We start from the raw sequence: 26,063 nt of genomic DNA on the forward strand, positions 1-26,063 counted from the left end.
GAGAAACTGCGCATCGCGCAGTTTCTCCGCCCTCGGTCCAGGCCGTGCCTGGTCCGGGGTGCAGGGGGCGGACAGCCCCCTGCTGGGGTGCGGGGCAAAGCCCCGCCGCGCATCCCTACGCCTTCGGCCGCGCGAGGTTTTCCTTCAGATCGATCCACCACACCGGCGCGCCCGCCGCGGGCTCGCCGCCGGGAGGCCCGACGCTCACCTCGACGCGGATCGGCCCGACCGCGCGCATGTAGATCCGCTGCCCGACGGCCGTCGCGCCGAGCTTGCAGATCGCCACCTCCACGCGCGGATCGTCTGCGGCGACTTCGCCGTCGTCCTCGGCGCGCATGTACAGCACCTCGACGTTCGGCTTCGTGCATGCGCCGACCTCGCGCCACACGTCGTACTCGACCGAGGGATCGAGCACATCGGCGAGCTGGCCGTGGCGATTGCGGCCCACGCGGTACTTGAAGGCGTCGCGCTTCTCGGCGCGCACGTTCGCGCCGATGCGTTCGAACTTCATCGCGAGGGCGCCGAGCGCGCATGCCGTCTTCACCGTCGGCGCGCCGAGGTTCAGCCGATCGGGCTCGATGAAGCGGTGGATCTTCACGTTCTTCGGGAGCGTCGCCGTGAGTTTGTCGAGCAGCGCCGGGTGCATGCTCATGCGACCGCCGAGCATCACGCGCAGGCCGTCGTAGGGATCCGGATCACGCCCGATCTTCTCGAGCGCCTTCTCCAGGCCCACGCGCACCTCCTCGACCGCCTCGGAGAACCAGCCGTCGATCTCCGCGGCGATCGCTTGCCGATCCACCTCGAGCGGGAAGTCGAAGAACGGACCGTCGAGCGTGGCGAGCTTGATCGACTTGGGCAGGCGCGCCTCGCCGCCTTCGAGCAGCGGCCGGATCGCGTCCTTCAGCACCTCGGCGTTCGCGCGGCCCTCGGGGCTCGCGACGAGCAGGTGCTCGAGCGCGCCCACGGGCGTCTCCTCGCTCGGACGATCGAAGGGCACGCGCGCCGCGCCCACGCTCGCTTCCGCGGCGACGTAGAGCCGATACGCGAGCCGGTGCAGGAGCCGCTCCCCGCCGAACCACGGGATGCTCGTCGGCTCGAGGTACTCGATCATCCGCTCGTAGCCGCCCTCCATCTGCTCCTCGGGTTTGGCGTTGCGGAACAGACCGAACACCACGCCCGTCTCGCTCGCGCCCGCGTCGAGCGCCACGAACGGCACCGGATCGGGCTTCGGCTGCACGGCGAACGCGCGGAACGCGAAGGCTGCGAACGGGATCGCCGCGGGGCCCGCGTCGACCACGTTCAGCATGTCCATGTCGTGGAACTCGAGCATGCCGGCGGGCAGGCTGCGGAAGAGGCCGCGACGAAAGGCCACGAGCGCGCTCTTGCGCCGATCATCGTTCCAGCCCGAGGGCATCGCCACGAGGTAACGCGTGTGGATGCCGCGCGTCCTGTGGTTGACGTTCAGGCCGATGTAGTAGGCGTAGAGCTCGATCGGATCGAACGGATCGTGCGCGCCGATCCCGTCCTCGTCGATGATCGGCGGAGCCGGCTTCTTGAGCGTCTCTTGCGTCTCGGGATCGCCGCGGCCGCGCAGTGAGATCTTCTCCTTGCGATCCACGCGCTCGCGCAGCATCGGCAGGTGCGTGAGCGTCGCCGCGCCGAGCGCGATCGACTCCTCGCCGCCCTTCCTGCGCAGAGCGCGCGCCGCGTGTCCGATCGTCACCTCGCCCCAGCGCGTCATCGGCAGGATCACGCGATCGCGCCACGCCTTCAGCGTGCGTCCGAGCTGCTCGAACGAGATCTCGCTCGGGTTCTCGTAGTCGGCCGAGACCACGGGCGCGCTCGTCGCGCCGATGCGCACGAGCTCCGGCGCGCTGCGATCGCCGCGCAGGGCGACGACCGTCGTGCTCGATCCGAGATCGATCGACACCCACTCCTTGAGCACGTCGAGTTTCGGATCACGCCGCTTGATCTCCGGCGGCACCGCGTCCTTGTCCGTGCGCCCGATCCGCCGGTGGATGCCGACGACCTTGCCCTGGCGCAGGATCGCGATCGCCGTCTGCCCCACGTACCGCGCGCCGTTCCAGAGACCGGCCGAGGGATCGGTGAGCAGGTGCCCCTTCACGCAGGGCAGGTTCGCCACGACCGTCGGGAACAGATCGGCGAGGTGATCACTCGAGGCGGCCCCGTCGTAACGCTCCACCTTGATCGCGGGGCTGTAATAGTCCTGCGCGCCGGCGCCGTAGATGCGCGGCGTCGTCTGGATCAGCTTGAGGTAGGGGATGGGTGAGGTGTGTTCGTCGAGCCGGTATTCTTGGTACTGCTTCGTCCACCCGATCTGGTTTTCCATCTCGGGCCCGATGCGAGGCACGCTCGCGTTCATCTCGGTGCCGAAGTAGAGGAACTTCGTCGGCGCGCCGCCCACGAACGCCGCGATCCGCACCTCGATGAACGACTGCGAGGCTGGCAGCGGAGGCAGCGGGATCGTGTAATCGAGCACCAGCGTCGTGGACCAGGGCTGATCGAACAGGCGCGACTCCCACCGTGTCACCAGCGTCGGAAAGCCCCTCCCCTCGAGCGAAGTGAGCCTCTCGGCCTCGCGAAGGTGGGCGTCGTCGATCGACAGCTCGTAGAGCGACATACGGGGGCGACCTTAACACGAACACGCTTCCCGTCGGCAAAGGCCCTGTGGGGCATCCGTGACCCCCGCGTCCTGCCGGCGCCCCGCCTTTTCCCCCACCCGCCTCCTGGGCTCGCGCCCGGCACCCGTGGTAAGCTCGAGACGTGTTGGATTCCTTCCGCTTCTCGCGAGCGACGATCCGATGACCCTCACCCCCGGCCAAGTCATCGACGACAAGTACCGCATCGTCCGCCTCCTCGGCACGGGGGGGATGGGCGCGGTCTTCGAGGGCGAGAACACGCGGATCAAGCGCCGCGTCGCCATCAAGGTCCTGCACGCGAGCGTCTCCGGCTCGGGCGAGACCGTCGCGCGCTTCGAGCGCGAGGCCCAGGCCGCAGGAAGGATTGGCTCGGAGCACATCTGTGAGGTGCTCGATCTCGGCGTTCTCCCCGACCAATCGCGCTACATGGTCATGGAGTACCTCGACGGCGAGACCTTGAGCGCGCGGATCAAGCGCTCGGGCCGCCTCACGCCGGCGCAGAGCATCCCGCTCATGGCGCAGGTCCTCGACGCGCTCGGCGCCGCGCACGCCGCGGGGATCATCCATCGCGATCTCAAGCCCGACAACATCTTCATCCTGCCGAACAAGGCGGGCCGCGCCGACTTCATCAAGATCCTCGACTTCGGCGTCTCGAAGTTCTCGCAGATCGGCGGCGAGGAGATGAACGTGACGCGGGCCGGCTCGGTCGTGGGCACGCCGTACTACATGTCGCCCGAGCAGGCCCGCGGCATGAACGTCGTCGACGCGCGCAGCGACATCTACGCGCTCGGCGTCGTGCTCTACCAGGCGACGACCGGACAAGTCCCCTTCCGCGCCGAGACGTTCAACGAGCTGCTCTTCAAGATCGCGCTGGAGCTCCCGCCTCCGCCGCAGCAGTTCGTCCCGGATCTCGATCCCGAGTTCTCCCTGATCATCCAGCGCGCGATGGCTCGCGAGCAGGTGCACCGCTTCCAGTCCTGCGCCGAGTTCAAGGACGCGCTCTTCGCCTGGCAAGCGGCGCGTGGTGGGAGTCCGAGCATCGTCCCCGGCGCGCGTCTGGCGACGCAGCCACCCGGCATGCTCATGGCGCCAGGGCCGCTGACGGCGACGCCGCTGCCCGGCGTGATCCCAGGCGTCGGGATGGCAACGCCGCCGCCCGGCGCGCCCGGCATGGGCACGACGGGACAAACCGGTACATCACTCGACGGATCGCAGGGCACGGCGAACGCGTGGGGCCACACCTCGGGCGCCGCCGCGCCGAAGCCTTCGCGCGCGAACGCAATCGTGGGCGGGCTCGTCGGGCTCGTGCTGCTCTCGGGTCTCGGCGTCGCCGGCTACCTGATGCTCGGCAAGAAAGATCCAGCGCCAGCCGGCGGATCGATCCCGAGCACGAGCGTCGCCCCGCCCATCCCAACGACCGCCGCCACACCAACGACGGCGCCAACGCCGAGCGCCGCAGAGGTCGTCAATCCCCCGTCGGAAGACACGAAGCCGACCGAGCCCACCGCGAGCGCAGCGCCAACCCCGACGACCTCGACCGCGCCGCTCGGCACGACATCGACGAAGCTCGGCGGTCCACTCCCCAAGCCCTCCGCGACGTCGACGAACAAGACGAACAAGGGCGGGACGACAGGCGGCGACTTCGGCTACTAGCCAGGATGCGCGTGCGCGGGGCGTTGCCCCGCACCCCAGCAGGGGGCTGTCCGCCCCCTGCACCCCGGACCAGGCACGGCCTGGACCGAGGGCGGAAAAACCGCGCGATGCGCGGTTTTTCCGACGGGCCCCGGGCAAGACCACGAACGGCGTTGCCAGCTGAAACAGCAGCGCTGTCCCCCTCGTCGAGGGGACACGTCAACGCCACGGTTTTGACTGGCAACCTCGTCGCGGGTCTTGCCACGGCCCGTTCGATGAACTGCGCATCGCGCAGTTCATCGACCCCGAGTCCAGCGCTTGCGCTGGTCCGGGTCCAGGGGTGGACAACCCCTGGTCGGGGTCCGGGGTGAAAACCCCGGCGCTACGCTGTGATTAGAACCGACCGACGAGCCCGGCGCCGTTCGGCGCGACGTACGGCATGACCATCGCGCCTGCTGGTTTGTCCTGCTTGCTCCCGATCAGGAACAACGCGACGCCTGCGCCGGCCAGCGCTGCGCCTGCTGCGAAGCCCACGATTGCGCCCGTCCCGCGCGAGGCGGACGCCTCGTCGAGCGCGGTGATCTCCGCCTGTTTGTCTGCGGGGCACGGCTTTGGGCAGGCGTTGAAGGCGTCGTCGGCTTCCTTCGACTTGTTCACGAACATGACTGTGAAGATCGTGCCGGCGATGATTCCTGCTCCGCCGAGGCCCATGCCGGCGATGCCGACGTACTTCAGCGGGCTCTTGCCCTGCGGCTTGTCCGGGGTCGGCCCGGCGGCCCCGCCGGTTTGTCCGCTCCCTTCCGGCGCTGCTGCGCCCTCCGTGGGCGCCTCCACTTCGAGCGACACTTCTTTCTTCTCGCCGTCGCCGAGCGAGACCTCCTGCGTGACGGCGTTGCGCCCCGCCGCGGTCGCGGTGACCACGTGTTTGCCTGGATCGATCGGGCGGTGCACACCGATGAGCGCGGACGTGACGCCTTGCTCGTCGAGCTTGACCGTCACCTTCGCGGGATCCGCTGCGCCTGGGCCCGTGAGCACGATGCGCAGCGAGCCGATGCGCGGCTCGATCGCGGCAAGCTCGGTCTTCGCGTCCTCCTGGGCTCGCTTGAATGCCGCGGGCGCGTTCGCGGGCAGCTCCTCGCGGATGATCTTGAGGAACGACTCGCGCGCGGCAACCAGCTTGCCGAGACCGACCTGCCCGCGCCCGATCAGCAACAGATGCGTCGGCGCGTGGATGATCGCCTCGGCGCGGCCGAGGAGATCGATCGCCTCTGCGTAGTTCTTGTTCTGGAGGGCCTCGGCGCCTTGCTGCGCAAGGGAGCGCGCGGCCGCCTTCTCCTCGGCCGTCTGCGAGGAAGCAGGCGTGGGCGAAAGGAGCGCGAGCGCGACGGTGGCGGCGGCGGCGAGTGGAGCGAGACGATGGAGGCGCACGGGACGTTATCTCCTCGATCTCCGACCCTACCACACGAGCAGGCGCATCGATCAAATCCGCGAGACCGCCCACGACGGCATTGCTTTCGCATGGGCGGACCCCATGAAAACCCGCTCCCCCCGCCTGGTCATCGTGAGCGCGCGCGCGCCGTTCGTGAGTACGGCGAGCGGCATCGTTCGCGCGCCGGGCGGACTCATCTCCGCGCTCCTGCCGCTCATGCGCAGATCGCGTGGCACCTGGATCGCGACGGGCGCGGATCGGGAGGCTTGCGACACGAGCGAGCTCCCTTTTCGCGTGCGTACCCTCTCCCTTCCCTCGGAGATCCGCTCGGCCTGGTATGCGGGCGCCTCGAACGGCGCGCTCTGGCCGCTTTCGCACGGCTTCGTCGAGATGTGTCGTTTCCGCGCCGAGCAAGCACGCGCCTACTTCGAGGTGTGTCGCGCGGCCGCGGATACCGCTGCCGAGCATGCGCCTCCGGGCGGCGTCGTCTGGGTCCACGACTACCAGCTCGCGCTCGTCCCTGCCCTGCTCCGGGCGCGCAGGCCCGACCTCACGATCGGCTTCTTCTGGCACATCCCCTGGCCCCCGAGCGAGAGCTTGCGCGTCTTGCCCTGGGCCTCCGAGCTCGTCGAGGGGGTGCTCGGCGCGGATCTCGTGGGCCTCCACGTCCCGCGGTACGTGCGCGCCTTCCGCGACGCGCTCGACGAGCTCGGCGTCGCGTACGCGAACGACGGCGGAAGCATCGTCGTCCCGCGCGGCGCGCGCCATGCGCGGATCGAGACGTGGCCGATCGGCGTCGACGTCGACGGCTGGGCCTCGCTCGGGCGCGACGAGAACGTGGCCGCGGAGGCCGCGCGCATCACCGCCGATCTCGGCGGCGGCCGCGTACTCCTCGCGGTCGATCGCATGGACTATGCGAAGGGCATCGTCGAGCGGCTCGAGGCGTTCGAGCGGCTGCTCGAACGGAACGCCGACGCCCGCGAGCGCGTCACGCTCGTGCAGATCGGCGTACCGAGCCGCGAGACGGTACCGGCGTATCGCGAGCTCCGGCAGCGGATCGAGGCCACGGTCGGCCGCATCCAGGGGCGCTTCGGTGGACCGCGCCGCAAGCCCGTCCACCTCTTCGCGCGGACCTTCGACTCGACCGAGCTCGCCGCGTATTACCTCGCGGCCGACGCCGCGATCGTCACGCCCAAGCGCGACGGCATGAACCTCGTCGCCTTCGAGTACGTCGCGACCCGGCCGAGGCCGAACGGTCGACTCTTGCTGAGCACGACCGCGGGCGCGGCCGACGTCCTGCCCGAGGCGCACCTCGTCAACCCCTACGACGAAGAGGGCCTCGCGTCGGCGATCGAGGACGTCGCGCTCGCGCCGGAGACGGCGAGCGACATCGCGCGCATGGCCGCGCTGAAGACCAGGGTCTCCCGACTCTCCGTCGAAACGTGGGCCTCGGGCTTCCTCGCCCGACTCGAACAGGTGACGGAAGAGCGGCTGCCCGTGCGCGCAGAGCAGACGCGCCTCGCTGCGTCCGCACGTGTCACACGCGCGCGCTGACGAGGACGCTCGCGCGCGTCACGCGCGGACGGAGCCGCCGTGATCGGGACGCACGAGGGCGGGTGGCACCGGACGTGCTGAACCTGCGGGTCTCATGTCCAGCACTACACGCCCATCGAACCCGGAGCCGGAGGGCAAAGCCCCCGGACGAACTGCGCCTCGATCCCCCGTCGAGGCTCCGCCGATCCCCACGGTGGGGCACGTATTCCGTTGCCCCGCGTGCGGCCGCGTGTTTCTCGTCGTGGCTGCGGAGGGCGCGACGGCCGCGCCGCGGTGCGCGTGCGGCGTCGAGCTCGTCGTCGGCACGTTGCCCGCGGGCGCCCACGAGATCCAGATGCGCGCGCATGCCAAGCGGCCTCGCGCATCGCGCCGCGCGCGCCCGCGCGGCGAGGAGATCGATCAAGGCTACGGCTCCTCGCATGGCTACGGCCCTGGGCACGGCGGACCCACGAGCCCGGGCGACGCGCCTGCTTGCGGCACCGCGGGCACGCCCCCTTGCGAGCAGGCGACCTTGGACATCGCGGCCGATCCGGAAAAACCCTGAGACTCGTGTTGCTCCGGCGGCGTGCACGCTCTGCCCGGCACGCAGGGTGCATTGGGTGAATGCGGGCGGACGTCCTCGCGGCGTAACCCCGCCTGCGCGGCACGACGAGTGCGCCGCGCGTGCCGCGCGAGAGGGAGGTAGGAGAGCATGTCGATTCTGCTCTGGATTCTGTTCGGTCTCGTCGTTGGCGTCATCGCGAAGCTCTTGACGCCGGGTCGTGAGCCCGGAGGGTTCCTCATCACGGTGCTGCTCGGCATCGGCGGCGCGCTTCTGGGCGGCTTCCTCGGACGCGTGCTCGGGATCTACCCGACGTACCAGTCGACCGGCGGCTTCATCATGTCGATCATCGGCGCGATCCTGATCCTCGCGATCTACAACATCGCCACGAGTCGTCGCACCGCCTAGAACAACCGCGCTCTAGAGCCGCGTACCACCTCGTACGTGGCTCGGAGGCGCGCCCCGCGGCGGGAGGAGTCCCGCGCGGGGCGCGTTTCGTTCATTCCTTCGAGCACGAACCTCGTGTGTCGTGATCGACCCGGGACGTCGGCAGTATCGACCTCGATCCCGCAGCCGCGTCGCGCGCCGGGCGGATTCCCTCCCGCAGCGTGCTGCCACGCGCGGCCGCGGCGACGAGCACGCCCACCACGAACGCCACCAGGAGCGGCACGACGCGCGGCGACGAGAAGCGACGCGGAAGCAGCGGCGGCGCCGCGATGATCGTCGCGGCCTCGTCGATGGGCAGAGACACCTCGGGACGGGTCGCGTCGTCGCGCGGCGGGCTCGCGTCCGCGATGCTCTCCCCGCCTTCGCGCAAGAGCGCACGCGCGCGGAACCCTTCGGGCCGCGTGTCCTCCGCGGCGGGATCCTCCACCGGCGCCGACCTCGCGGGGGACGTCGACGGCCGCCACGACCTCGCCTCCGGCCACGTGTCCGGCGCGCATGCTTGCTCGCCCTCGTACACCTCGCGCGCGAGCTCCGCGAGCTCCGCGAGCGCCGCTGACCCGCCTTCGACCGAGAGCTCGGCCCCGACGGCGCGGAGCGCCTGCTCCATCGCCGCCGCGCTCTCGAACCGATCCCGCGGATCCTGCGCCAGCGCGCGCCGCACCACCGCTTCGAGCGGCGGCGGGCAGTCCGATCGCAGCGTCACGAGCGGCGGGATCTCCGCGTCGAGCGCTTGCCGGATCATCTCCACGTCCGCGCCGCGCCGGAAGAGCGGCCGCCCCGTCAGCATCTCGAAGAGCACCACGCCGAGCGCGTACACGTCTCCGCGCGCGTCGAGCGGCTGCCCGCGCAGATGTTCCGGCGCGATGTACCCCATTTTCCCCTTCACCAGCCCCGGCGCCGTGTCGCGCGGCACGTGCGCGCTCGTCGTCTTCGCCACGCCGAAATCGATCAATTTGATCTCGCCGTCGACGGACACGAGGATGTTCTGCGGGCTCACGTCGCGATGGACGAGGCCGATCGGAACGCCGTCGTCGTCCTCGAGCGCGTGGGCGTGCGCGAGCGCGCGCGCGGCCGCGGCGCCGACCTCGATCACCGCGCGGAACGAAAACGATCGACCGCTCGCCTGCAGCGCACGTCCGAGCGTCGCGAGGTCGGGGCCGCGCACGTGCTCGAGCACCAGGTGATCACGCCCGCGGTGCGATACGAAGTCATAGAACCGCACGATGTTCGGGTGACAGAGGCGCGCCGAGATCCACGCCTCCCACGCGAACATCTTCACCACCGACGGCGCGGCGCGGAACTCGTCGCGCAGCCGCTTCACGACCACCGTGTGCTCGATCGCGTAGAGACCTCGACGCCGCGCGAGGAACACCTCCGCCATGCCGCCGCTGCCGAGCTGCTCGACGAACTCGTAGCCCCCGGCGCCCATCGGCAGCCGCTCCGGCAAGCTCCCGCGCGAACCAGGCAAAGACGCGGGGAACGGCCACCTCGCCGAGGTCGACGTCGCCGTGCGCGATCGCCGGTCCAGCGTGCGCGCTCGGCTCGGACCGCGATCGCGCCTCCGCCTTGGTCGCACCTTGAACTCACCCCCCTCCGCCACGAGACCATCATGGCGCAAGCTCCCTCGCTCGCCAGCGGCATTCGTTGGCTCGCTCGCTCGAACCACGGGCGAAGACGAAGCGGGACGGCGCGCGATGTTCGTGCTGATGCGCGCGCCGTCCGCGGAGCGCATCGCGCTTGCGTTGCACGCTTGTTCCACGCGAACGAACGAGGTCCGTCCGCGCCTCGGTGTCCTCATGTCACTGCGGCTTCGCGGCTCTTCTCCGGCCTGCGCCGCGCGAGCGCGCGGACCTCCGCGATCGTCACCACGCGCAGCGCGAGCAGCAGCGCCGCGTGCGTGATCGCGCCGGCGATCACCGCGGCCCAGAGCCCCACCGCCTTCAGCGCGACGAGCGCGACGACCGTCATGATCACCGTCGCGAGCGTGGCCGCGCCGAGCCGCCCGATCGGCGCCTCGCGCATGTACCGCAGCGCGAGGATCCCCGTCGCGACGAGCATGCCCACGGAGGCCAGGAGCGCCGCGAACGCGGCCCCGAGCGCGCCGTGCCGCGGCACGAGCCACATGTCGAGCGCCACGTTCGCCGCGAGCGTCGGCGCGAGCACCGCGCCGAGCTGCCGTTCGCGCTTCGAAGCGAGCAGAGGCAGCGCCGCGACCTGGAACGCGAACGTCGCCGGCACGTGCCACGCGAGCACCCGGAGCACGTCCGACGTACCCGCGAAGTCGCGCCCCTCGTACACGAGCGCGACCACGTCCGGCGCGACGATGCTCACGCCCGCCGCGAGCGGCAGCCCGAGCGCCGTCGCCACCACGAGCGCCGTCCGGAAGAGCTTCACGAAGCCAGGCTGATCGTGCGCGTAGAGCCGCATGCCTGCTGCGAACGCGGCGCCGAGCACGAGATCGGAGATCAACTCGAGCTGCTCGACGAGCACCCACGCCGCGCTGAACACGCCGACCGCGGCCTCGCCGTCGAGCCAGCGCAGGATCACGCGATCGGCTTGCCGGATCACGCCGAGCAGCGCGCCGATGAGCCCGAGCGGGATGCTCTTCTTCGCGATGGCCAAGAGCTCGTGCAGGCCCACTTCGAGCCGCGGCTGGTAGAGCCGCTTGCGCAAGAAGTGGTACGTGAGCGCGAGCTCGATCGCGTTGCCGAGCGCGAGCGCGCCTGCCGCCGCGACCACGCCGAGCCCCGACGCCACGAGCGCGACCGACAGAGCGATCACGAAGAGACGCGCGCCGAGCTCGACGTACAGGATGTACTGGAAGCGCTCGTGCGCCTCGAAGCTCAGCCACATCGTCGTGTAGAGGATCGTGGCGAGCTGTGACGCGGCTGCGATCACGACGAGCGTCGCGCCTTCTCCCGAGCGCGTCGCCACCGTGAACAGCGTCGCGCAGAGCAGCGTCGTCGCGCCCATCGCGCCGCGCGCGACGAGCGCCGATCCCAGGTGCCTCGGCCCGAGCTCCGGCGTCACCGCGATCTCGCGCGCGAGATAACCACGCACGCCGAGGCCTGCGATCACGGCGGCCATCGAGGTGATCGCCAGCGACGCCTGCAGCTCCCCCCACGCGGCCACGCCCAGCCGACGCGCCAGGTAGCCCACGTAGACGACGCTCAGGACGGCCATGATGGCCTGCTTCGCGATCATCAAGGCGGCGTTCCACGCCACCCTTTGTCCCTGGTGCATCCTCCCGCGCCCCCGCTCCGCGACAGCGGACTGACGCTTGGATGCTCGATCCCTGCTCCGCGCGTCGGGCTCTTCAGGAGCACAAAAGCAGCGTGGCGGCTTTCGCCGCCACCTTCTCTGCTTGCGCGGCGTTTTCCCGGAACGCCGCGACTTCTGCTTTGGAGCGGGACACGAGGCTCGAACTCGCGACCCTCAGCTTGGGAAGCTGATGCTCTACCAACTGAGCTAGTCCCGCGAACTGCGAACGCATGTCTAGCCAATTCCGCGGAGCTTGGCAAGGCCCTGCGCGCTCCCGAGGTTTCCGCCCCGGCCGACGACGATTCCCCGCGCCGTTCAGACCTGTATTACCTTCGCTCACCGTGCTTCCCGCTCGTCCCCGTTTCCTCGCGGCAGCGCTGTTCGTCCCTTCCCTCGCCCTCGCGACCGCGAGCTGCGGCGGACCTCAGACGAACGCCGGCGGTGCGCCCGCGCAGAGCCCCGAGATCGAGTGCCCGGATCCAATCGGCACGATCCCTCGCGAGAGCTGCGCCGAGATCGCCGACGACTTCGGCTCCTTCGACGTCTCGAGCTCGCTCAAGCTCGCGGGCGCGAGCCGCGGCGCCGAGCAACGCATCGAGGCGATCCGCGCCGCCGCCGATCTCGCCGCCAAGCTCAAAGAGCGCCGTGTCGCACTCTGCGAGTCGTACAACACGTGCAAGACGAAGCCCGCCGATCACGCCGCCGAGGATCAACGCCTCGCGGGCCTGATGAAGGAGCTCATCGATCTCTGGGACGCGCGCAAGTTCCTGAACGTGGATGACGTCGCTCGCTTCCGCGGAGGCGTCACGAAGATCGCCGCCAAGCTGGACGGGACGACCGCGGGCCCGAGCACCGACAGCGCGGAGCCTGCCGTGGGCAAACCCGGGAAGAAGACCGTGCGCGGCGAAGCGCTCGCGCGGATCGAGGGCGCAGGCCTCACGTTCGCCCCGTCCGGCGGCAACGTGACGATCACCTCGACGACCGCAGGCACGCACGACGCGCTCCGCGCCGCGGCGGAGGAGCTTCGCGGTACGGGTGGTCGCATGCGCGTGCGTATCTTCGGTTCGTACACGCCGTCGGCGCCTCCGCTCATCCCGGCCGGCGAGGATCTCATCATCCGCTTCAAGTACCGCGCGGCGCAGGCAGGCGAGATCCACGTCGCGCTGCGTTCGCTCGAGGATCCCGACGCAGTCGAGAGCACGATCGTCTTCCGCGTCGCCGCGGGCACCGGGACGGAGAGCACGACGCTCACGGCCACGCCCGGGTCGAGCGGGTTTTACGTGGGCATCAGCTCGCGCGGCGCCGGTAACGTGGAGTTCGACGATGTCGAGCTCGTTCGCCAGAACGCCGTGATCGCCGCAGCCCGCGCCGAGTCCGCGACCGAGGCGAACCTCGCGTCGAACTGCACGATCAGCAAGACGAAGCCCCTCGCCGGCAAGGCGTCGTTCCTCTGCGAGTCGGGCGACGGAGACAAACTCGTTCTCGGTCAGCCCAAGGGCCACCTCTACCTCGCGCTCAAGACGCCCGCAGGCGAACGCGCGCGCATCCGCACCCTCTCACTCGAAGGCGGACGCAGTCTCGACCTGAACGGGAAGGAAGACACCGAGCTCGTCATCGGGCTCGAAGGACCGGGCTCAGCCACGATCCAGTCGATCGAGCTCCTGCCCGTCGGCGGCGAGTAGTCGTCTCATCGGGGGCCGCTGCGCTGGGGCTTCGCCCCAGGCCCCACCAGGGGCTGTCCGCCCCTGGACCCGGACCAGCCAGGGGCTGGACCCGGGGTCGATGAACTGCGCGATGCGCAGTTCATCGAACAGGCCGAGGCAAGACCGGCTACGACCCTGCCAGCCAAGACAGCCGCGCTGCCCTTTCGACGGGCGACGCGGTCCCACCGGGCCCGTTGGAAGAACTGCGCGGAGCGCAGTTCTTCCACCCTCGGTCCAGGCCGTGCCTGGTCCGGGTCGAGGGGCGGATAGCCCCCGCGGGGCCCGGGGCAGCGCCCCGGCGCGGCGGCCCCAAGAAGAAACCCTAGGTCTCGTTCGCTGCGGGCCGCTCGCGCGCCGTTACCGGCGGAAGCGTCTTCGCGCGGGTGCGCGGCTGCGAAGAGACGGGCGCTGCTTCCTTCTGGAGGAACGCGAGCACGCTCGTTGGATCTGCCTCGGGCACGATCCACGGCAGCGCGCGCAGCTCCAGGTCCTCCGCTGGCAGCCACCGCAGGCTCCGCGTGATCAAGACGACCCGCTGGTTCCGCGCACAGAGCTCCTTTGCGAGCTTGGCTGCGCCGCGCGGTGCGGGCGGCAGATCTAGACAAACGAGACAGAGATCGAAGGGTTTGCCCTTCGCCCAGGAGCGCGCCGCCTCCACGGAGTATGCCTCGACCAGCTCGACATCCTCGATCAGCGGCTCGAGCCCCTGGACGAGCGCGTCACACGTCGACAGGCGTGGATCTCGTGCCACCAGGATCCGGCGGCCCTGCGCCTCGACGTCCGTTCGTGTCTCGATCATCGTCGCTCGGAACACCCCACTCGCCCCCATATTCCCGACCCTCCCGAGAAGCGATCGACTCCTGGGCCGAGCGTATCCCTCTTGAGCCCGATCACTCCACGCTTTATAAGCGCCGCGAGCGAATCAGCGGCCGAGCCGAGGTCCCCCACGTCCGGGACGGCTCGCCCACGCGGGAGATCCATGAGCCAGTTCAGCGTGCAGAGCCGATGCGAGTGCCAGGCGATCCTGTCTGCGACGCTCGACGAGAAACGTCACGTCGTCGCCGGGACGGCGTCGCGCGGGCGAGCGCGGGAGGTCGCGCCCGCCCATAGCATCGGGGCCTCGGGCGAGCGCTTCGACATCGGGTGGGCCTGCCCCTTCTGCGGCCGCAACACCCTCCGCTCCTTCCACGTCGGCGCCCTGCGCCCCGTCCGTGTCGCGTCCTAACAGGACCGCAGCTCCGCCTCGAGCAGCCGTGCTGTCACCTCCGCGCGCGGCCCTTCGCCGGCCCTCTGCCTGAGCCAGCGCGCGTGCGCCAGCGCCACCGCCGCCTCGTCGTGGCGACCCACCTCCGACAGCAGCGCTCCGAGCAGCGTGAACGTCCGCGCGCGCCACTCGTCCTGCGAGCACGCCTGCCGCAGCAGCACGATCGCGCCCCGTGTATCGCCGCGCCGACGCAGCTTCCGCGCCCGGTAGATGAGCCCCTCGATTGGATCGAGCTCGCCTTCCGGCCGATGAACCGCCCGTTCCTCACGCACGCCCTGACTGGCGCGCACACTCCGCCCATCTCTCCGGCTCATGACGGGCCTTCCAGCAGGGCCCGTTCCAGCCGGCGGCGCGGCGATCAGTTCATCGTCCGGAACACGTAATCCCAGAGCGGCGAGGACACACCCCAGCGCGCGGGGGTGCCGGTGTGGTGGTGGATCATGTGGTGGCGCTTGATCCACTTGCCCCAGCGCGAGCTCATCCGGAAGTGGTGGATCGCGTAGTGCGTCCCGTCGTACGCGAGGTAGCCGAGCCCGAAGCCCGTGAAGAGCGGATCCACGAGCACCGGGCCGACGGTCGCGCGGAAGAGCAGGTAGAACGCCACGCCGAGCGGGATGCTCGCCCCGAGCGGAAACACGAGCCGATCCGCGTCCTGCGGGAAGTCGTGGTGAACGCCGTGCAGGACGAAATGCACCCGGCGCTGCCAGAGCCGCGGCCCCACGTAGTGGAAGACCCAGCGGTGCAGCACGTACTCGGCGAGCGTCCACAGGAACAGACCGAGAAAGCCGAGCCCCAAACCGGTGCCGAGCCCGACGCCGTTCTCGTAAGCACGGAACGCGAGGTAGCCGTAGATCGGGACCCAGAACACGAACGGGGTCGCGGGGTGGATGCGGGAAAACCGCTCGATGAGCGGGGTCTCGAACATCCGGCAGGTGGCAGGCTTCGACGATCCGACGCGATCCGGGGCCGTGGCTACCATCGACCCGACTCCTAACGCATTCCGGGCAGAATCGCCAGAGTACGCAAGGCGCGCAAACCCTGGCGAATGGCGAGGCTGGCCACCTCCGTGGCAGCGCGCGACAGGGTGCGAGACACGCGGACGTCGGGTGGACGATTCAGGGAACGATTTCGGGAGCTTGTGCTGCGGAGTCGAGGTGCGACGCGAGGGATGCGGTGAGCCGTGCATCCCTCGCGTCCTGCCTGAGGAGCGCCCGCCAAAGGCTCAGAAACACGCCTCGTAGAGCGCGCGGAGATCGTCCCGGGTGCAGGGCCGCGGGTTCGACTGGTGGCAGGCGTCCTGGAAGGCGAGGTCGGCGAGCCGATCGAGGTTCCCGCGCGGCACGCCCGCCTGCGCGAGCGTCCCCGGAAGACCGAGCCGCTCGCGCAGCCGGCGCACGGCCTCGACGCAGCCGGCCGGGCTCGCCTCGCCGCCGAGCAGGACCGAGACCTCCGCGAGACGCGCCCCCGCAGCCTCCGCGTTGAACGCGCACACCGCCGGCAGGCAGAGCGCGTTCGCCAGGCCGTGGTGCGTCCCGTGCTCGCTCGACAGCGGATGCGCGAGCGAGTGGCACGCGCCGAGCCCCTTCTGGAAGGCGACCGCGCCCATCATCGCCGCCTTCATCATCCCGCCGCGCGCCTCGAGGTCGCCGCCGTTCTTCACGGCCCGCTCGAGGTAGCGCCCGACGTGCCGGATCCCTTCGAGCGCGATGCCGTCCGCCATCGGGTGATCGCCCTTCGCCACGTACGCTTCGAGGCAGTGCGTGAGCGCGTCCATGCCCGTCGCCGCCGTGAGGAACGCCGGCATCGAGCGCGTGAGCTCCGGATCGAGGATCGCCGCGTTCGCGAGCAGGTGCGGCGAGAAGATCACGGTTTTCCGGTGGTTCACGTCGAGCGTCACCACGCCCGATCGCCCGACCTCGCTGCCCGTGCCCGCCGTGGTGGGCAGCGCGAGCATCGGCGGCACGTTCGCCGTGATGTACCGATCGCCGCCGATCGCGTCGTCGTACTCGGCGAGCGGCCTGTGGTGGTGGATGCCGAGGCGCACGAGCTTGCCCACGTCGAGCGGCGAGCCGCCGCCGATCGCGATCACGAGGTCCGCGCCCGACTCCTGGAACGCGCGCACGCCGTCGTGCACGTTCGCCTCGATGGGGTTGCCGAGCACGCGGTCGAAGATCGTCCACGTGATCCCCGCCTCGCGCAGCGACGCCTCGATCGGCGCGAGGAGCCCCGCCCCCACGACGCCTTTGTCCGTCACGACGAGCGCGTGCTTGCTGCCGAGCCGCGCGGCCTCGGCGCCCGTCTGCTTCGCGGCCCCCACCCCGAACACGATGCGCGTCGGGAAGCTCCAGATCGACAGGTGTCCCATGCTCGTCCCCCCTCGCCCTCTCAGATCGCCTCGAAATACCGCGCGAGCTCCCAGTCCGTGACCGCGCGCTCGTACTGGCGCACCTCCCACTGCCGGGTGCGCACGTAGTGATCGACGAACCCCTCGCCGAGGATCTTCCGCATGCGCTGGCTCTCCGCGAGCAGCGCCGTCGCCTCGGCCAGCGTGTGCGGCAGCCGCTCGCGCCCCTCGCCGCCCTCGCCCGCGTCGCCCGTGATCGGCGCGCCCGGATCGATCGCGTTCTCGATGCCGTAGATCCCGGCGCCGAGCGTCGCGGCCATCGCGATGTACGGGTTGATGTCGGCCGCCCCTTGCCGCACCTCGACCCGCGCGGACTTCGTCCCGGCGCCCACGATCCGGAGCGCCGCCGTGCGGTTCTCGAAGCCCCACGTCGCCGTGAGCGGCGCCCACACGCCGGGCACGTACCGCTTGTAGGAGTTCACCGTCGGCGACACGAGCGCCGTCATCTCGCGCATGCACGCGAGCTGCCCGCCGATGTAGTGGCGCATCTGTCGTGAGATCCCGCCCTCCGACGGCGGCCCCTGGAACACGTTCTCCCCTTCCTTCCAGAGGCTCTGGTGCAGGTGACCGGACGAGCCCGGCAGCTTCGCGTTCCACTTCGCCATGAACGTCACGCTGAGCCCGTGCTCGTAGGCGAGCTGCTTCATCGCGGCCTTGAAGAGCGCCGCCTTGTCGGCCGCGCGCAGGGCGTCGTCGTACCGGATCGCGACCTCGTACACGCCCGGCCCCGTCTCCGTGTGCAGCCCCTCGAGCTCGATGTCGAAGGCGCGCATGCCGTCGAAGATCGCGGCCATCAGCTCCTTGTGCTGGCCCTCGCGCACCCACGAGTAGCCGAACATCCCCGGCGAGAGCGACTCGAGCTTCTGGAACCGTTTTTCGTGAAGCGACGCCGGCGTCTCTTTGAACAGAAAGAATTCGTACTCGGCCGAGAGCTTCGGGTGATACCCGAGTGACTCCGCGTGCGCGATGACGCGCTTCAGCGCCGAGCGTGGACACGCCGGATGCGCGCCGCCCTCCGCGTCGCGGAAGTCCGCGAGCATCGCGACGGTGCCGGGCTCCCACGGCACGAGCCGCCTCGTCGAGGGATCCAGCACGGCGTGCGCGTCCGGATACCCCGTGTGCCAGCCGGTCACGCGCGCGTTGTCGTAGAGGACGTCGCCGATGTCCCAGCCGAAGATGACGTCGCAAAAACCGAAGCCACAGGAGAGCGCCGAGCGCAGCTTCTCCATCGACACGTACTTCCCTCGAAGCACGCCATCGACGTCGAACCCGCCGATCTTCGCCCGCCTGACACCTCGCCCCTCGAGCTCGCCCAAGAGCTCGTCAAACGATGCCCCACCCATGCCCGAGTTCGTACCACGAGTTCGCGGCACGGGCGCGCGGCCACGAGCTTACTCGATGCGCTCGGGAGGTTCGTCCGCGGCGTGCTCGAGGTCGCTCTTGACGTTCGTCCTGCCGAGATCGACGAGGATCGCGCCGGGCTCTCGGCGCTTGGCTGCGTCGAGGGCGGCCGCGGCGCGGCCGAGCACGTCCGCGGCGCTGTCGGCCGAAGGCGGCCTCCAGACGGCCACGCCGGCGCGCAGCGTGATCACGTACCCCGCGTCTTTCGCCGCGGACGCCATGTGCGCCGTCGCGCGCGCGAGCACGCTCTTCACGGCGGCGTGGTCGACACACGGCAAGAGCAACACGAACTCGTCGTTCCCCCACCGCGCGACCACGTCGTACTGACGCCGCGACGCGCGCAGCGCCTCGCCGATCAGCCTGAGGAGCGCGTCGCCCTTCTCTCTTCCGTGCGCCTCGTTCAGCGCGCCCATGCCGTCGACGTCGACGCGCGCCACGGCGTACGAGTCCCACACGCGTTGCGCGCGCCGATGCTCGCGCTCGCACTCCTCCTCGAAGCGACGCCGGTTCCAGAGCCCCGTCAGCGTGTCGACGAGCGACACCTCGTCGAGCTTGCGCGCCATCGCGGCGGACGCGCTCTGATCACGCACCACATCGATCCGCCCCACCACCACGCCGTCCTTCACGACGGGCGCGCTCGTCCACACGAACGAGCGCGGCGGCGTCCCCGGGATCTCCAGCGGGTCGATCTGCACGCGCTCTGGCGAGAACGCACAGGCATCGAGCGCCGCGAGCGGTTCTCGAAGCTCGGGCGCGGCGTGCGTGATCCGCGCGAGCAAACGCGCGCGATTTTCCCCCACGCACGATCCCGGATCGAGGCCGAGCAGCGCGGCCGCGCGGCGTCCCGCGGCGCGGCACACGAGCCCTTCATCGAAGACGAGCACCGCCTCGTCGAGGACGTCGAGCAGCGTTTCGAGCGCGAGGTCGGAAGGGTGGGTCGGTCGCGACGACATCGCGTTCGAAGGGTACCACCCGAGGCTCGCTCCGGACCAATTCGAGGCGCTGGATCAGGGCGCGACGGAGAGCGTATGTCGCGACAGGAACCGGAGCAGGTCCTCCTCGCGCCCCTTGGGCCAGCGCCGGTGCAGCGCCGTTCCGACGATCTTCGTGCACTTCTTGTCGATCGCGCACGACGGCTCCTCGGCGTTCGCCGCGCCGAGCCGCATCCCCGTGGTCTCGGCCGCGATCGCGTCGCGCGACCTGAGCCAGCGCTCGACCGACGCGCAAGGCGAGATCTGATCACACGCGCGGTACATCACGAACGCGGGCGGCGGCGGACCCGGGCACGACCACGCGGCGCGCGGCGCGTCGCTGCCGTACGTGGCGAACGCCGCGATACGATCGGCGCGCATCATCGCGTACGTCGCGGCCATGTGCCCGCCGTGCCCGGCGCCGACGGCGTAGATCCTGCGACGATCGACGTGTCCACGTGCCGTGAGCACCGACACGAAGTGATCCGCGGTGGCGACGTCGACGTTGTCCTCGCCGGTGTAGTCGACGTCGAACATCGCGCCCTCGCGATTGCCGTGCAGCGCGCGGCCTTGCGGCGAGATCACGATGAAGCCTGCGTGCGCCGGGTCGCCGGTCAGATCGAAGCGCGCGGCGAGCTTGCGGAGCGAGGTCTCCTTGTCGACGCTGCGCGGGTTGTCGCCTGCGTCGTGGAAGAAGACGAGCAGCGGCACGGGAGCACGCGTCTCGATGCCTTTGGGCGTGATGACGCACGCGTAACGCGGCGCGCCCGCGGCGTCCTTCCACTCGAGGACCTCGGCGCCGGGACAAGGCGGCCTTCCGAGCGTGCGCTTGATGTCGCGATCGGGCAGGCCGTCGACGGCGACGCAGCTCCCTTCGGTGGGCGGGCGCGTCACGGGCTTGGCCGCGGCGGACGCCGTCATCGCGGGGACCGGCGCGGCCCCGCCATCCTTGCGGCCAGCATCCCTGGCGCCCGCGTCGGTCGCGGCGGCGTCGGCGGCTGCCGCGTCGCGATCGAAGACGCCGAGCAGATCGCCGCCGTCGACATCGGAGGAAGGGAGCGAGCACCCCGCGCCGAAGAGCGTTGGGATGGCGAGCGGCGCGGCGAGAGCGAGCGCGCAGGCGAAAATCCGGAGCCGCACGGGCGACACTCTAGCCAAGAAGGGCGCTTCGCGAAGCGTCAACGCACCGCGACGCGGGGAAACGGGCGTTGAGACGAAGGGGAACGTGCCGGGATCGGGATCCGTGGGCGTTGCGAGGTGTGGGAATCGTTCGGGAACGGGATCCGCGGTCGTTGCGCGGCGGAGGAATCGTCCGAGATCGAGGATCCGCGGGCGTTGCGAGGGGTGGGAATCGTCCGGGATCGGGATCCGGGAGCGTTGAGAGGAAGGGGAACGCTCCAGGATGCGGATGCGGGGGCGTTGAGCGGAAGGGAAACGCTCGCGGATGCGGATGCGGGGGTCGTTGAGACAAAGGGGAATGCCCGTTGCGACGAAGCGGGGTGCGTTTCTACGTCGGGGAGGCTGGTCAGGCGGGGGGCAGGGCTTCTAGCCACGCCATCGCCTCGTTCCAGGAGAGGACTTGCTTGGCTTCCCGGAGCGCGCGCCAATCTTCGCCGTCGTCATGGGTGACGATCCGCGCGGAGGAATCGCTCGCGACGAGGAGGGAGATGAGCCAGTCCGTGGTCATGGGCATGTCGCCCGGGAGAACGGCGAATCCTCCCCGGAGCACACCGCCGAGCGTCCTCTGCTTCGCCCCTTCCCACGCTTCGATCGTCGGGTACCGCTCGTAAAGCGCGTCAGTCCAGGCGGCGGCGACAGGCACTGATCCTCTGCCCCACGCGCTCGTGCACGCTCGCGGAGGTCGGCGCCGACGAGGTCGGACGGCTGCCGCACGACGGAGGTGACGCCTTCCGGCGATCGGCTGAAGCGAACGACCTCGGGGCCATCGAAGATCGGGACGTGGCTCTCCAGGATGATCTGGTCGACGAGCCCGCTCCGTACTTGCTCGCGCAGCATGTCGCCAAGGAGTTCCTGGTAGCTCGGATCGAGGCTGATCTCCGGCTCCTCGATGGCCACGATGGCCGCGCGTGACGTGAGCACGGCGGCACAGAGAGCGACGACTTGCTGCTCGCCCGAGCTCAGCTCGGAGACGCGGAGGATCTGCTTACCGCGGATCTCGAAGCGGAGATCGGCGCTGCCGTCGGGCAGGCGCAGGACGTTGACCTCACGCCCTGCGAGCGTCTTGAAGCGCGAAATGAGCTGCGTGAAAGCGCGCCAGCGCTCCGTGTCGAGGGGTTCGAGGGAGGTCGCGAGATCAAGCAGGCGCGTAGCAAGCTCGGCGGAAAGAGGCGAAGCAGGAGCATCGGAACGGGGCTTGGTCTGCCCCGTGCGGTGTTCACGGCGGCGCGCGTCCAGGCGGAAGAGCGGCCGACTGCCGGGACCTAGCGGAGTTTCGACCTTGGCCCGGATGGTCCCGAGACGTTCCTGTTCCTGCGGCTGCAATTCGCCTGCATAGAATTGATTCCCATCGACGGATTGCCCCCAAACACCGTCCATGCCGATGAGCACCTCGTTCCCAGCGTGCGCGATGCTGACCATCGCCGTTCCCCCAAGGGCAAAGTGCACTCGTATGTGCATGAATTCACGGGTACTAGGGGGCCAGTCGCGAGGTGAGGCGATGACGCCCGCGTCGTCCGTGAGACGCTCCCAGTCAAGCGTGAAGTAGTCGCCACGCGCGTTGGCGCGCTGCCGCATCCACAGGCCAGCCAGCCGAAAGAACAACTCCAGCGCCGCCAGCGCGTTCGATTTGCCGCTCCCGTTCCCCCCGTGGAACACCGCGACCTCGTCCGCCACGCCTCCCGCGGATGCGAGCGGGATCTCGGTCGGGCCGTGGAACGTGCGGAAGTTCTGCACGACCAGCCGGGAGATGCGGAGCGACGGCGTGGCGCGGGGATTCACGCGCGAAGCAGAGCAACGGCCCGAAACCGGGTCAAGACGGTACCCCCCGCCGTTTCCACCTCCGTCCCCGCCCTCGCGCCTGAAATCGCCCACCCCCCTCCTTGAAAGACCAGCCTGACTGGCTAGGTTCCACCGACCCTCATGGACCTCTTCGACGGCATCCTCGGCGCCTTGCTCCTTGCTCTCGCGGCTTTCCAGACCTGGCTCACGGTTCGCGTCTGGAAGAGCCGCCTCTTCGAGCGCAAGCAGAAGATCCTCCAGTCCCAGCTCATCTGGCTCCTGCCCATCCTCGGCGCCGGGCTCGTCTTCACCATCCTCATCGAGGAAGAGCGCTCCAACAAGACGCCCCCCTCCCAGCTCTCCTGAGCTGGCTGGAAAGTTCTGCGACCACTCTCCCCCGCGCCGCGTGATCCTCCGTCGGATCCGCCCAACGTCCCCACCACCTCCGGCTCATGTTGAGTGCCGCTGGCCTTCGGCGCTAAGGTGGCGCCGATGTCCATCACGCCCGGTACACTCCGAGCCGAGATGGAGGCGCGTCGAGCCTCCGGACGGACCTTCGATCTGAAAGAGTCGCTCTCCGTCCTCGTGCCGCTCTGCACCGAGATCGGGGAGCTGCATCGCGAGGGCAAAGCGCTCTTCGTCCACCCCTCCGCCATCCTCTACACGGGCTCCGCCGTCAGCCTGCTCGAGGACAAGGCCGAGGCGCTCCCCGTACTGCCGGCCGATCGCGCCTGCATCGCGCCCGAATGTCGCAAGGGCACGCCCGGCGACGCGCGCGCGACCGTCTTCAGCATCGGCTCCATCCTCTACGAGATGCTCACCGGCGGCAGCGTTGGTCCGGGCATGAAGCGGCCCACGGACGTCGTGCCCGACCTGCCCGCCGCGTTCGAGATGATCCTCGGCAAGGCCCTCGTCGCCGACGCGAAGCATCGCCCCGCCGACCTCGCCGCGCTCGCGCAGGCCCTCCACAACGTCGCGCCCGGCGCCTCGGTCGCGCCGCCGCCCACGGATGCAGGCCTCGATGACGGCGTCGAGGTCGACGTCGCCATGTCCCTCATCCCGCCGGCCACCGCGACCGGCGGCGTCGCCATTCCCGCCGCGCCGAGGGCACCGAACATCCCCGGCGCTACCGCCGTGGCCGCCGCGCCCGCGCACGATGGCCCCTTCCCCATCGCCGTCGTCCAGGCGCCCCAGGTCCGCAACGCGAACGATCCCACCCAGCGCCTCGCTGACCTCAAGGCCGCGCTCGAGTCCGATCCTCGCCCTCGTTACGTCGTCATCAAGGACGGCATGGATCACGGCCCGTTCTCCGCGGTCGAGGTCCTGCAGCAGATCGCCACGGGCAACTTCACCGGCGACAACCCCCTGCGTGACTCCATCCTCAACGAGGAGAAGTTCATCAAGGACTGGGAGCAGTTCGCCCCGTACGCCGAGCAGGCGAAGCTGAACCGCGACATCAAGCAGGAGAAGAAGAACCTCGAGGCCGTCGTCGTCGCCGAGCGCAAGGGCACGCAGTACAAGGCGCTCATCGGCGTCGCCGTGACCCTGTTCCTCGGCGCGGGCTTCGCGGGCTGGCTCCTCAGCGTGCGCGGCAGCAAGAAGGACGACAAAGAGGTCCAGGGCGACACGGTCGTCGCGGTCGAGGTCGACGCCGGGCTCGGCAAGGGCAAGTCGGGCCCCGCGGGCGGCGGTGCCATCGGCGGCGGTGGTGGCGGCAAGTACCCCGTGCTCGGCGGCGGCATGAGCTGCGAGGGCGCGCGCTCCAAGTACATCGAGGACTACAGCAAGGATGCGCCGCCCGATCTCAGCGCGGGCTCGTTCGGCAACGTGCTGAACCGCGGCAACTACCTCAACTCGTGCAGCGTGCCTCCCTCGACCGAGGTGAGCATCTGCGCGGCCATCCAGAACGGCCGCGCGGTCGGCGTGACGGTCTCGACGAGGCCTTCGAACCCGGGCATCAACTCCTGTGTCGCTGGCCAGGTGCGCGCGCTCTCCTTCCCGGCGCATCCTCGTCTCGACGTCACCACCACGACGTTCGCCGCGAACTAGCCCTCTGCGGCCGTCCCATGACCGAGCCGCTCATCCGCATCGAAGACATCACGAAGAGCTTCGGCGCGCGGACGGTGCTGCGCGGCGTGAACCTCTCCATTCCGCGCGGCTGCTTGTACGGCCTCATCGGGCCTGGCGCGTCGGGCAAGAGTGTCTTGCTCAAGCTCATCACGGGCCTCTATCGGCCCGACGCGGGGCGCATCCTCGTCGAGGGGCAGGACGTGCACGGGATGAGCGAGCTCGAGCTGCAGAAGTTCCGGCTGCGCTTCGGCATGTTGTTCCAGAACAACGCGCTGTTCGACTACATGACCGTGGGCGAGAACATCGCGTTCCCGCTGCGCCGGCTCTTCGATCTGCGCGAGGACGAGATCGTCGAGCGGGTGTCGGAGCGGCTCCGCGTGGTGTCGCTGCCCGGCTTCGAGGATCGTTTGCCGGCGGGGCTCTCGGGCGGGCAGAAGAAGCGCGTGGGCGTGGCGCGGGCGACGATCACCAAGGCGGAGATCGTGCTCTACGACGAGCCCGCGGCGGGCCTCGATCCCGTGACGTCGCAGCGCATCTTCGAGCTGCTCCGCGACGAGCAGCGCGCCGCGGGGGCGACCGTGGTGATGGTCTCGAGTGACCTCGATCGTCTCCTCACCGTGACCGATCGTGTCGGCATGCTCTACCGTGGCCGCCTCGTGTTCGACGGCACGACCGAAGAAGCGAAGACGAGCGACGACCCCTACGTCCGCCAGTTCGTCCACGGGCTCACGGAAGGCCCCCTCTGATCTCCTTTGCATCGACCGCACCGCGGTCGATGCACCAGCGGTCCAGGGCTTGCCCTGGTCCGGGTGCAGGGGCGGACAGCCCCTGCTCGGGTCCGGGGTGAAACCCCGGCACTAACGCTTCACACGAAGTGAAACCACTGCGTGGGGTTGTCCCGCAGGAACGCGCCGAGATCGTCCATCAGGCGTTGCGCCGCCTCGTCGAGGTCGCTCGCTTTCGGGCGGCGGGGGACGTGGATCGGGGGGAGGACGTGGGCTTCGTAGTGCATGAAGCCGAGCCTCCGCGTGAAGACGGGCATGATGGGCGCTCCGCTCAGCGCGGCGATCATCAGCGGGCCTTCGGGCACCTGAAAGGGCTCGCCACAGAGTGCGACCGTGCGCGCGCGCATTCCGGGCGGCACGCGGTCGATCTGCATCGCCACGACGTCGTCTTGCTGCAGGTGCCTGAGGAGCGGCAGTGCGTCGAGCGCCGTCTCGCCGATGTGCACGACCTTGACGCCCGAGCGCTCGCGCAGCTCGTCTTGCATCGCGCGGGCTCGCTCGTCGCGCTCGCGGGCCATCACCACGACCACGTTCTTTGCGTGCACCCGGCTCAGCATCGGGCCCGCCACTTCCCAGCCGCCGAGGTGCGCGGTGGCGATGACGATTCCCTTCCCCTCGGCGGCGCACGCCTCGTAGTTCGCGACGCCGATCGCGTTCGAGAGCAGCCCGAGCTCCCGCCCGCGCGGCGTCCCGAGCAGCATCGCTTCGGTCATGCAGCTCGCGTAGTTCGTGAAGACGGCCGCGACGTCGGCGACCTCTTCGAGCGGGGGGCGCGGGCCGAGCACGCGGCGCAGGTTCTGGCGCACGCAGGCGCGCTTTTCGTGCAGGCCTGCGGCGAAGGCGGGGCCGAAGAGCAGCGGGCCGTAGCGGAGCAGCGCTTCGGGGCCGTGCGTCACGGCCTTCACCATCAGCCGACGGAGGAACGCGGAGTCGGAGCGGAGCCCCTCCGCGATGTGCCGGATGCCGCTCTGCATGGGGAGCTC

At 70.0% G+C, this 26,063-nt stretch carries 23 protein-coding genes and 1 tRNA gene; 9 read left to right on the forward strand and 15 right to left on the reverse strand.

All coding sequences use genetic code 11. From position 1 onward, the window contains the following. Positions 1 to 115: 115 nt before the first annotated feature. Positions 116 to 2,641, reverse strand: coding sequence for a hypothetical protein (locus QHF83_RS14060; protein ID WP_282418325.1), 2,526 nt, complete (start codon positions 2,639 to 2,641; stop codon positions 116 to 118). Between the two features lie 181 nt (positions 2,642 to 2,822). On the opposite strand from QHF83_RS14060, the gene QHF83_RS14065 reads away from it, so the two are divergent. Beyond that, a complete protein-coding gene (locus tag QHF83_RS14065) occupies positions 2,823 to 4,313 on the forward strand; it encodes a serine/threonine protein kinase (RefSeq protein ID WP_282418326.1) in 1,491 nt (496 codons plus the stop codon). A 372-nt stretch (positions 4,314 to 4,685) separates the two neighbouring features. On the opposite strand, the gene QHF83_RS14070 is transcribed toward QHF83_RS14065, so the two are convergent. Next, a complete protein-coding gene (locus QHF83_RS14070; RefSeq protein WP_282418327.1) occupies positions 4,686 to 5,720 on the reverse strand; it encodes a hypothetical protein in 1,035 nt (344 codons plus the stop codon). Between the two features lie 103 nt (positions 5,721 to 5,823). Between QHF83_RS14070 and QHF83_RS14075 the strand changes: the two genes are divergently transcribed. From QHF83_RS14075 to QHF83_RS14085, 3 genes are all read left to right on the forward strand, one after another. Further along, positions 5,824 to 7,275: a trehalose-6-phosphate synthase gene (locus QHF83_RS14075; protein WP_282418328.1), complete on the forward strand. Its 1,452-nt coding sequence runs from the start codon at positions 5,824 to 5,826 to the stop codon at positions 7,273 to 7,275. A gap of 94 nt (positions 7,276 to 7,369) precedes the next feature. Further along, entirely contained in the window at positions 7,370 to 7,819 is a 450-nt protein-coding gene (locus tag QHF83_RS14080) for a hypothetical protein (protein WP_282418329.1), read from the forward strand. Positions 7,820 to 7,966: 147 nt separating this feature from the next. Then, positions 7,967 to 8,224: a GlsB/YeaQ/YmgE family stress response membrane protein gene (locus QHF83_RS14085; RefSeq protein ID WP_282418330.1), complete on the forward strand. Its 258-nt coding sequence runs from the start codon at positions 7,967 to 7,969 to the stop codon at positions 8,222 to 8,224. A 91-nt stretch (positions 8,225 to 8,315) separates the two neighbouring features. On the opposite strand, the gene QHF83_RS14090 is transcribed toward QHF83_RS14085, so the two are convergent. The 3 genes from QHF83_RS14090 to QHF83_RS14100 all read right to left on the reverse strand — a co-directional run bounded on the left by QHF83_RS14090 (position 8,316) and on the right by QHF83_RS14100 (position 11,741). Continuing rightward, the gene (locus tag QHF83_RS14090) at positions 8,316 to 9,692 is read right to left on the reverse strand and encodes a serine/threonine-protein kinase (RefSeq protein WP_282418331.1); all 1,377 of its coding nucleotides are present in this window, start codon (positions 9,690 to 9,692) and stop codon (positions 8,316 to 8,318) included. 365 nt (positions 9,693 to 10,057) lie between these two features. Then, complete coding sequence (locus QHF83_RS14095) at positions 10,058 to 11,488, reverse strand: oligosaccharide flippase family protein (RefSeq protein WP_282418332.1); 1,431 nt, start codon at positions 11,486 to 11,488, stop codon at positions 10,058 to 10,060. 177 nt (positions 11,489 to 11,665) lie between these two features. Then, a tRNA-Gly gene (locus QHF83_RS14100) sits at positions 11,666 to 11,741 on the reverse strand. Positions 11,742 to 11,865: 124 nt separating this feature from the next. Between QHF83_RS14100 and QHF83_RS14105 the strand changes: the two genes are divergently transcribed. Continuing rightward, positions 11,866 to 13,206 (forward strand): hypothetical protein, encoded by a 1,341-nt coding sequence (locus QHF83_RS14105; protein WP_282418333.1) that lies wholly within the window; start codon positions 11,866 to 11,868, stop codon positions 13,204 to 13,206. 343 nt (positions 13,207 to 13,549) lie between these two features. Here QHF83_RS14105 and QHF83_RS14110 read toward each other — a convergent pair whose 3' ends face one another. Continuing rightward, positions 13,550 to 14,026, reverse strand: a complete 477-nt coding sequence (locus QHF83_RS14110; protein WP_282418334.1) for a hypothetical protein — start codon at positions 14,024 to 14,026, stop codon at positions 13,550 to 13,552. Positions 14,027 to 14,206: 180 nt separating this feature from the next. Between QHF83_RS14110 and QHF83_RS14115 the strand changes: the two genes are divergently transcribed. Beyond that, positions 14,207 to 14,452: a hypothetical protein gene (locus tag QHF83_RS14115; protein ID WP_282418335.1), complete on the forward strand. Its 246-nt coding sequence runs from the start codon at positions 14,207 to 14,209 to the stop codon at positions 14,450 to 14,452. On the opposite strand, the gene QHF83_RS14120 is transcribed toward QHF83_RS14115, so the two are convergent. The 8 genes from QHF83_RS14120 to QHF83_RS14155 form a co-directional block, all read right to left on the reverse strand. After that, positions 14,449 to 14,805, reverse strand: coding sequence for a hypothetical protein (locus QHF83_RS14120; protein ID WP_282418336.1), 357 nt, complete (start codon positions 14,803 to 14,805; stop codon positions 14,449 to 14,451). The two genes, QHF83_RS14115 and QHF83_RS14120, sit on opposite strands and share 4 nt — an antisense overlap. A 44-nt stretch (positions 14,806 to 14,849) precedes the next feature. After that, complete coding sequence (locus QHF83_RS14125) at positions 14,850 to 15,470, reverse strand: sterol desaturase family protein (RefSeq protein ID WP_282418337.1); 621 nt, start codon at positions 15,468 to 15,470, stop codon at positions 14,850 to 14,852. 243 nt (positions 15,471 to 15,713) lie between these two features. Then, positions 15,714 to 16,856 (reverse strand): iron-containing alcohol dehydrogenase, encoded by a 1,143-nt coding sequence (locus QHF83_RS14130; RefSeq protein WP_282418338.1) that lies wholly within the window; start codon positions 16,854 to 16,856, stop codon positions 15,714 to 15,716. 20 nt (positions 16,857 to 16,876) lie between these two features. Continuing rightward, positions 16,877 to 18,238 carry a glutamine synthetase family protein gene (locus tag QHF83_RS14135; RefSeq protein WP_282418339.1) on the reverse strand — a complete coding sequence of 454 codons (1,362 nt, stop codon included), beginning with the start codon at positions 18,236 to 18,238 and terminating at the stop codon, positions 16,877 to 16,879. A 48-nt stretch (positions 18,239 to 18,286) separates the two neighbouring features. Further along, positions 18,287 to 19,249: a GGDEF domain-containing protein gene (locus QHF83_RS14140; RefSeq protein ID WP_282418340.1), complete on the reverse strand. Its 963-nt coding sequence runs from the start codon at positions 19,247 to 19,249 to the stop codon at positions 18,287 to 18,289. Positions 19,250 to 19,303: 54 nt separating this feature from the next. Beyond that, positions 19,304 to 20,407 carry a hypothetical protein gene (locus QHF83_RS14145; RefSeq protein ID WP_282418341.1) on the reverse strand — a complete coding sequence of 368 codons (1,104 nt, stop codon included), beginning with the start codon at positions 20,405 to 20,407 and terminating at the stop codon, positions 19,304 to 19,306. A 385-nt stretch (positions 20,408 to 20,792) separates the two neighbouring features. Next, positions 20,793 to 20,960 (reverse strand): hypothetical protein, encoded by a 168-nt coding sequence (locus QHF83_RS14150; RefSeq protein WP_282418342.1) that lies wholly within the window; start codon positions 20,958 to 20,960, stop codon positions 20,793 to 20,795. Then, positions 20,951 to 22,225 (reverse strand): AAA family ATPase, encoded by a 1,275-nt coding sequence (locus QHF83_RS14155; protein ID WP_282418343.1) that lies wholly within the window; start codon positions 22,223 to 22,225, stop codon positions 20,951 to 20,953. The genes QHF83_RS14150 and QHF83_RS14155 overlap by 10 nt, the downstream gene beginning before the upstream one ends. Positions 22,226 to 22,366: 141 nt before the next feature. On the opposite strand from QHF83_RS14155, the gene QHF83_RS14160 reads away from it, so the two are divergent. The 3 genes from QHF83_RS14160 to QHF83_RS14170 all read left to right on the forward strand — a co-directional run bounded on the left by QHF83_RS14160 (position 22,367) and on the right by QHF83_RS14170 (position 25,041). After that, positions 22,367 to 22,591 (forward strand): hypothetical protein, encoded by a 225-nt coding sequence (locus tag QHF83_RS14160; protein WP_272426029.1) that lies wholly within the window; start codon positions 22,367 to 22,369, stop codon positions 22,589 to 22,591. A 126-nt stretch (positions 22,592 to 22,717) separates the two neighbouring features. Next, positions 22,718 to 24,274 (forward strand): hypothetical protein, encoded by a 1,557-nt coding sequence (locus QHF83_RS14165; protein ID WP_282418344.1) that lies wholly within the window; start codon positions 22,718 to 22,720, stop codon positions 24,272 to 24,274. Between the two features lie 17 nt (positions 24,275 to 24,291). Next, complete coding sequence (locus QHF83_RS14170; protein WP_282418345.1) at positions 24,292 to 25,041, forward strand: ATP-binding cassette domain-containing protein; 750 nt, start codon at positions 24,292 to 24,294, stop codon at positions 25,039 to 25,041. 119 nt (positions 25,042 to 25,160) lie between these two features. On the opposite strand, the gene QHF83_RS14175 is transcribed toward QHF83_RS14170, so the two are convergent. Then, a complete protein-coding gene (locus QHF83_RS14175; protein WP_282418346.1) occupies positions 25,161 to 26,054 on the reverse strand; it encodes a lysophospholipid acyltransferase family protein in 894 nt (297 codons plus the stop codon). Between the last annotated feature and the right edge of the window lie 9 nt (positions 26,055 to 26,063).

Source organism: Polyangium sp. 15x6, assembly GCF_029960785.1.
Taxonomy (GTDB): domain Bacteria; phylum Myxococcota_A; class Polyangia; order Polyangiales; family Polyangiaceae; genus Polyangium.

Excerpts from the sequence above, each read along its gene's own strand:
- QHF83_RS14110 (WP_282418334.1), bottom strand. The coding sequence starts at position 14,026 with ATGATCGAGACACGAACGGACGTCGAGGCGCAGGGCCGCCGGATCCTG.
- QHF83_RS14090 (WP_282418331.1), bottom strand. The coding sequence starts at position 9,692 with ATGGGCGCCGGGGGCTACGAGTTCGTCGAGCAGCTCGGCAGCGGCGGC.
- QHF83_RS14140 (WP_282418340.1), bottom strand. The coding sequence starts at position 19,249 with ATGTCGTCGCGACCGACCCACCCTTCCGACCTCGCGCTCGAAACGCTG.
- QHF83_RS14060 (WP_282418325.1), bottom strand. The coding sequence starts at position 2,641 with ATGTCGCTCTACGAGCTGTCGATCGACGACGCCCACCTTCGCGAGGCC.
- QHF83_RS14085 (WP_282418330.1), top strand. The coding sequence starts at position 7,967 with ATGTCGATTCTGCTCTGGATTCTGTTCGGTCTCGTCGTTGGCGTCATC.
- QHF83_RS14125 (WP_282418337.1), bottom strand. The coding sequence starts at position 15,470 with ATGGTAGCCACGGCCCCGGATCGCGTCGGATCGTCGAAGCCTGCCACC.
- QHF83_RS14115 (WP_282418335.1), top strand. The coding sequence starts at position 14,207 with ATGAGCCAGTTCAGCGTGCAGAGCCGATGCGAGTGCCAGGCGATCCTG.
- QHF83_RS14135 (WP_282418339.1), bottom strand. The coding sequence starts at position 18,238 with ATGGGTGGGGCATCGTTTGACGAGCTCTTGGGCGAGCTCGAGGGGCGA.
- QHF83_RS14150 (WP_282418342.1), bottom strand. The coding sequence starts at position 20,960 with ATGCCCATGACCACGGACTGGCTCATCTCCCTCCTCGTCGCGAGCGAT.
- QHF83_RS14120 (WP_282418336.1), bottom strand. The coding sequence starts at position 14,805 with ATGAGCCGGAGAGATGGGCGGAGTGTGCGCGCCAGTCAGGGCGTGCGT.
- QHF83_RS14065 (WP_282418326.1), top strand. The coding sequence starts at position 2,823 with ATGACCCTCACCCCCGGCCAAGTCATCGACGACAAGTACCGCATCGTC.
- QHF83_RS14170 (WP_282418345.1), top strand. The coding sequence starts at position 24,292 with ATGACCGAGCCGCTCATCCGCATCGAAGACATCACGAAGAGCTTCGGC.
- QHF83_RS14160 (WP_272426029.1), top strand. The coding sequence starts at position 22,367 with ATGGACCTCTTCGACGGCATCCTCGGCGCCTTGCTCCTTGCTCTCGCG.
- QHF83_RS14075 (WP_282418328.1), top strand. The coding sequence starts at position 5,824 with ATGAAAACCCGCTCCCCCCGCCTGGTCATCGTGAGCGCGCGCGCGCCG.
- QHF83_RS14080 (WP_282418329.1), top strand. The coding sequence starts at position 7,370 with ATGTCCAGCACTACACGCCCATCGAACCCGGAGCCGGAGGGCAAAGCC.
- QHF83_RS14175 (WP_282418346.1), bottom strand. The coding sequence starts at position 26,054 with ATGCAGAGCGGCATCCGGCACATCGCGGAGGGGCTCCGCTCCGACTCC.
- QHF83_RS14130 (WP_282418338.1), bottom strand. The coding sequence starts at position 16,856 with ATGGGACACCTGTCGATCTGGAGCTTCCCGACGCGCATCGTGTTCGGG.
- QHF83_RS14165 (WP_282418344.1), top strand. The coding sequence starts at position 22,718 with ATGTCCATCACGCCCGGTACACTCCGAGCCGAGATGGAGGCGCGTCGA.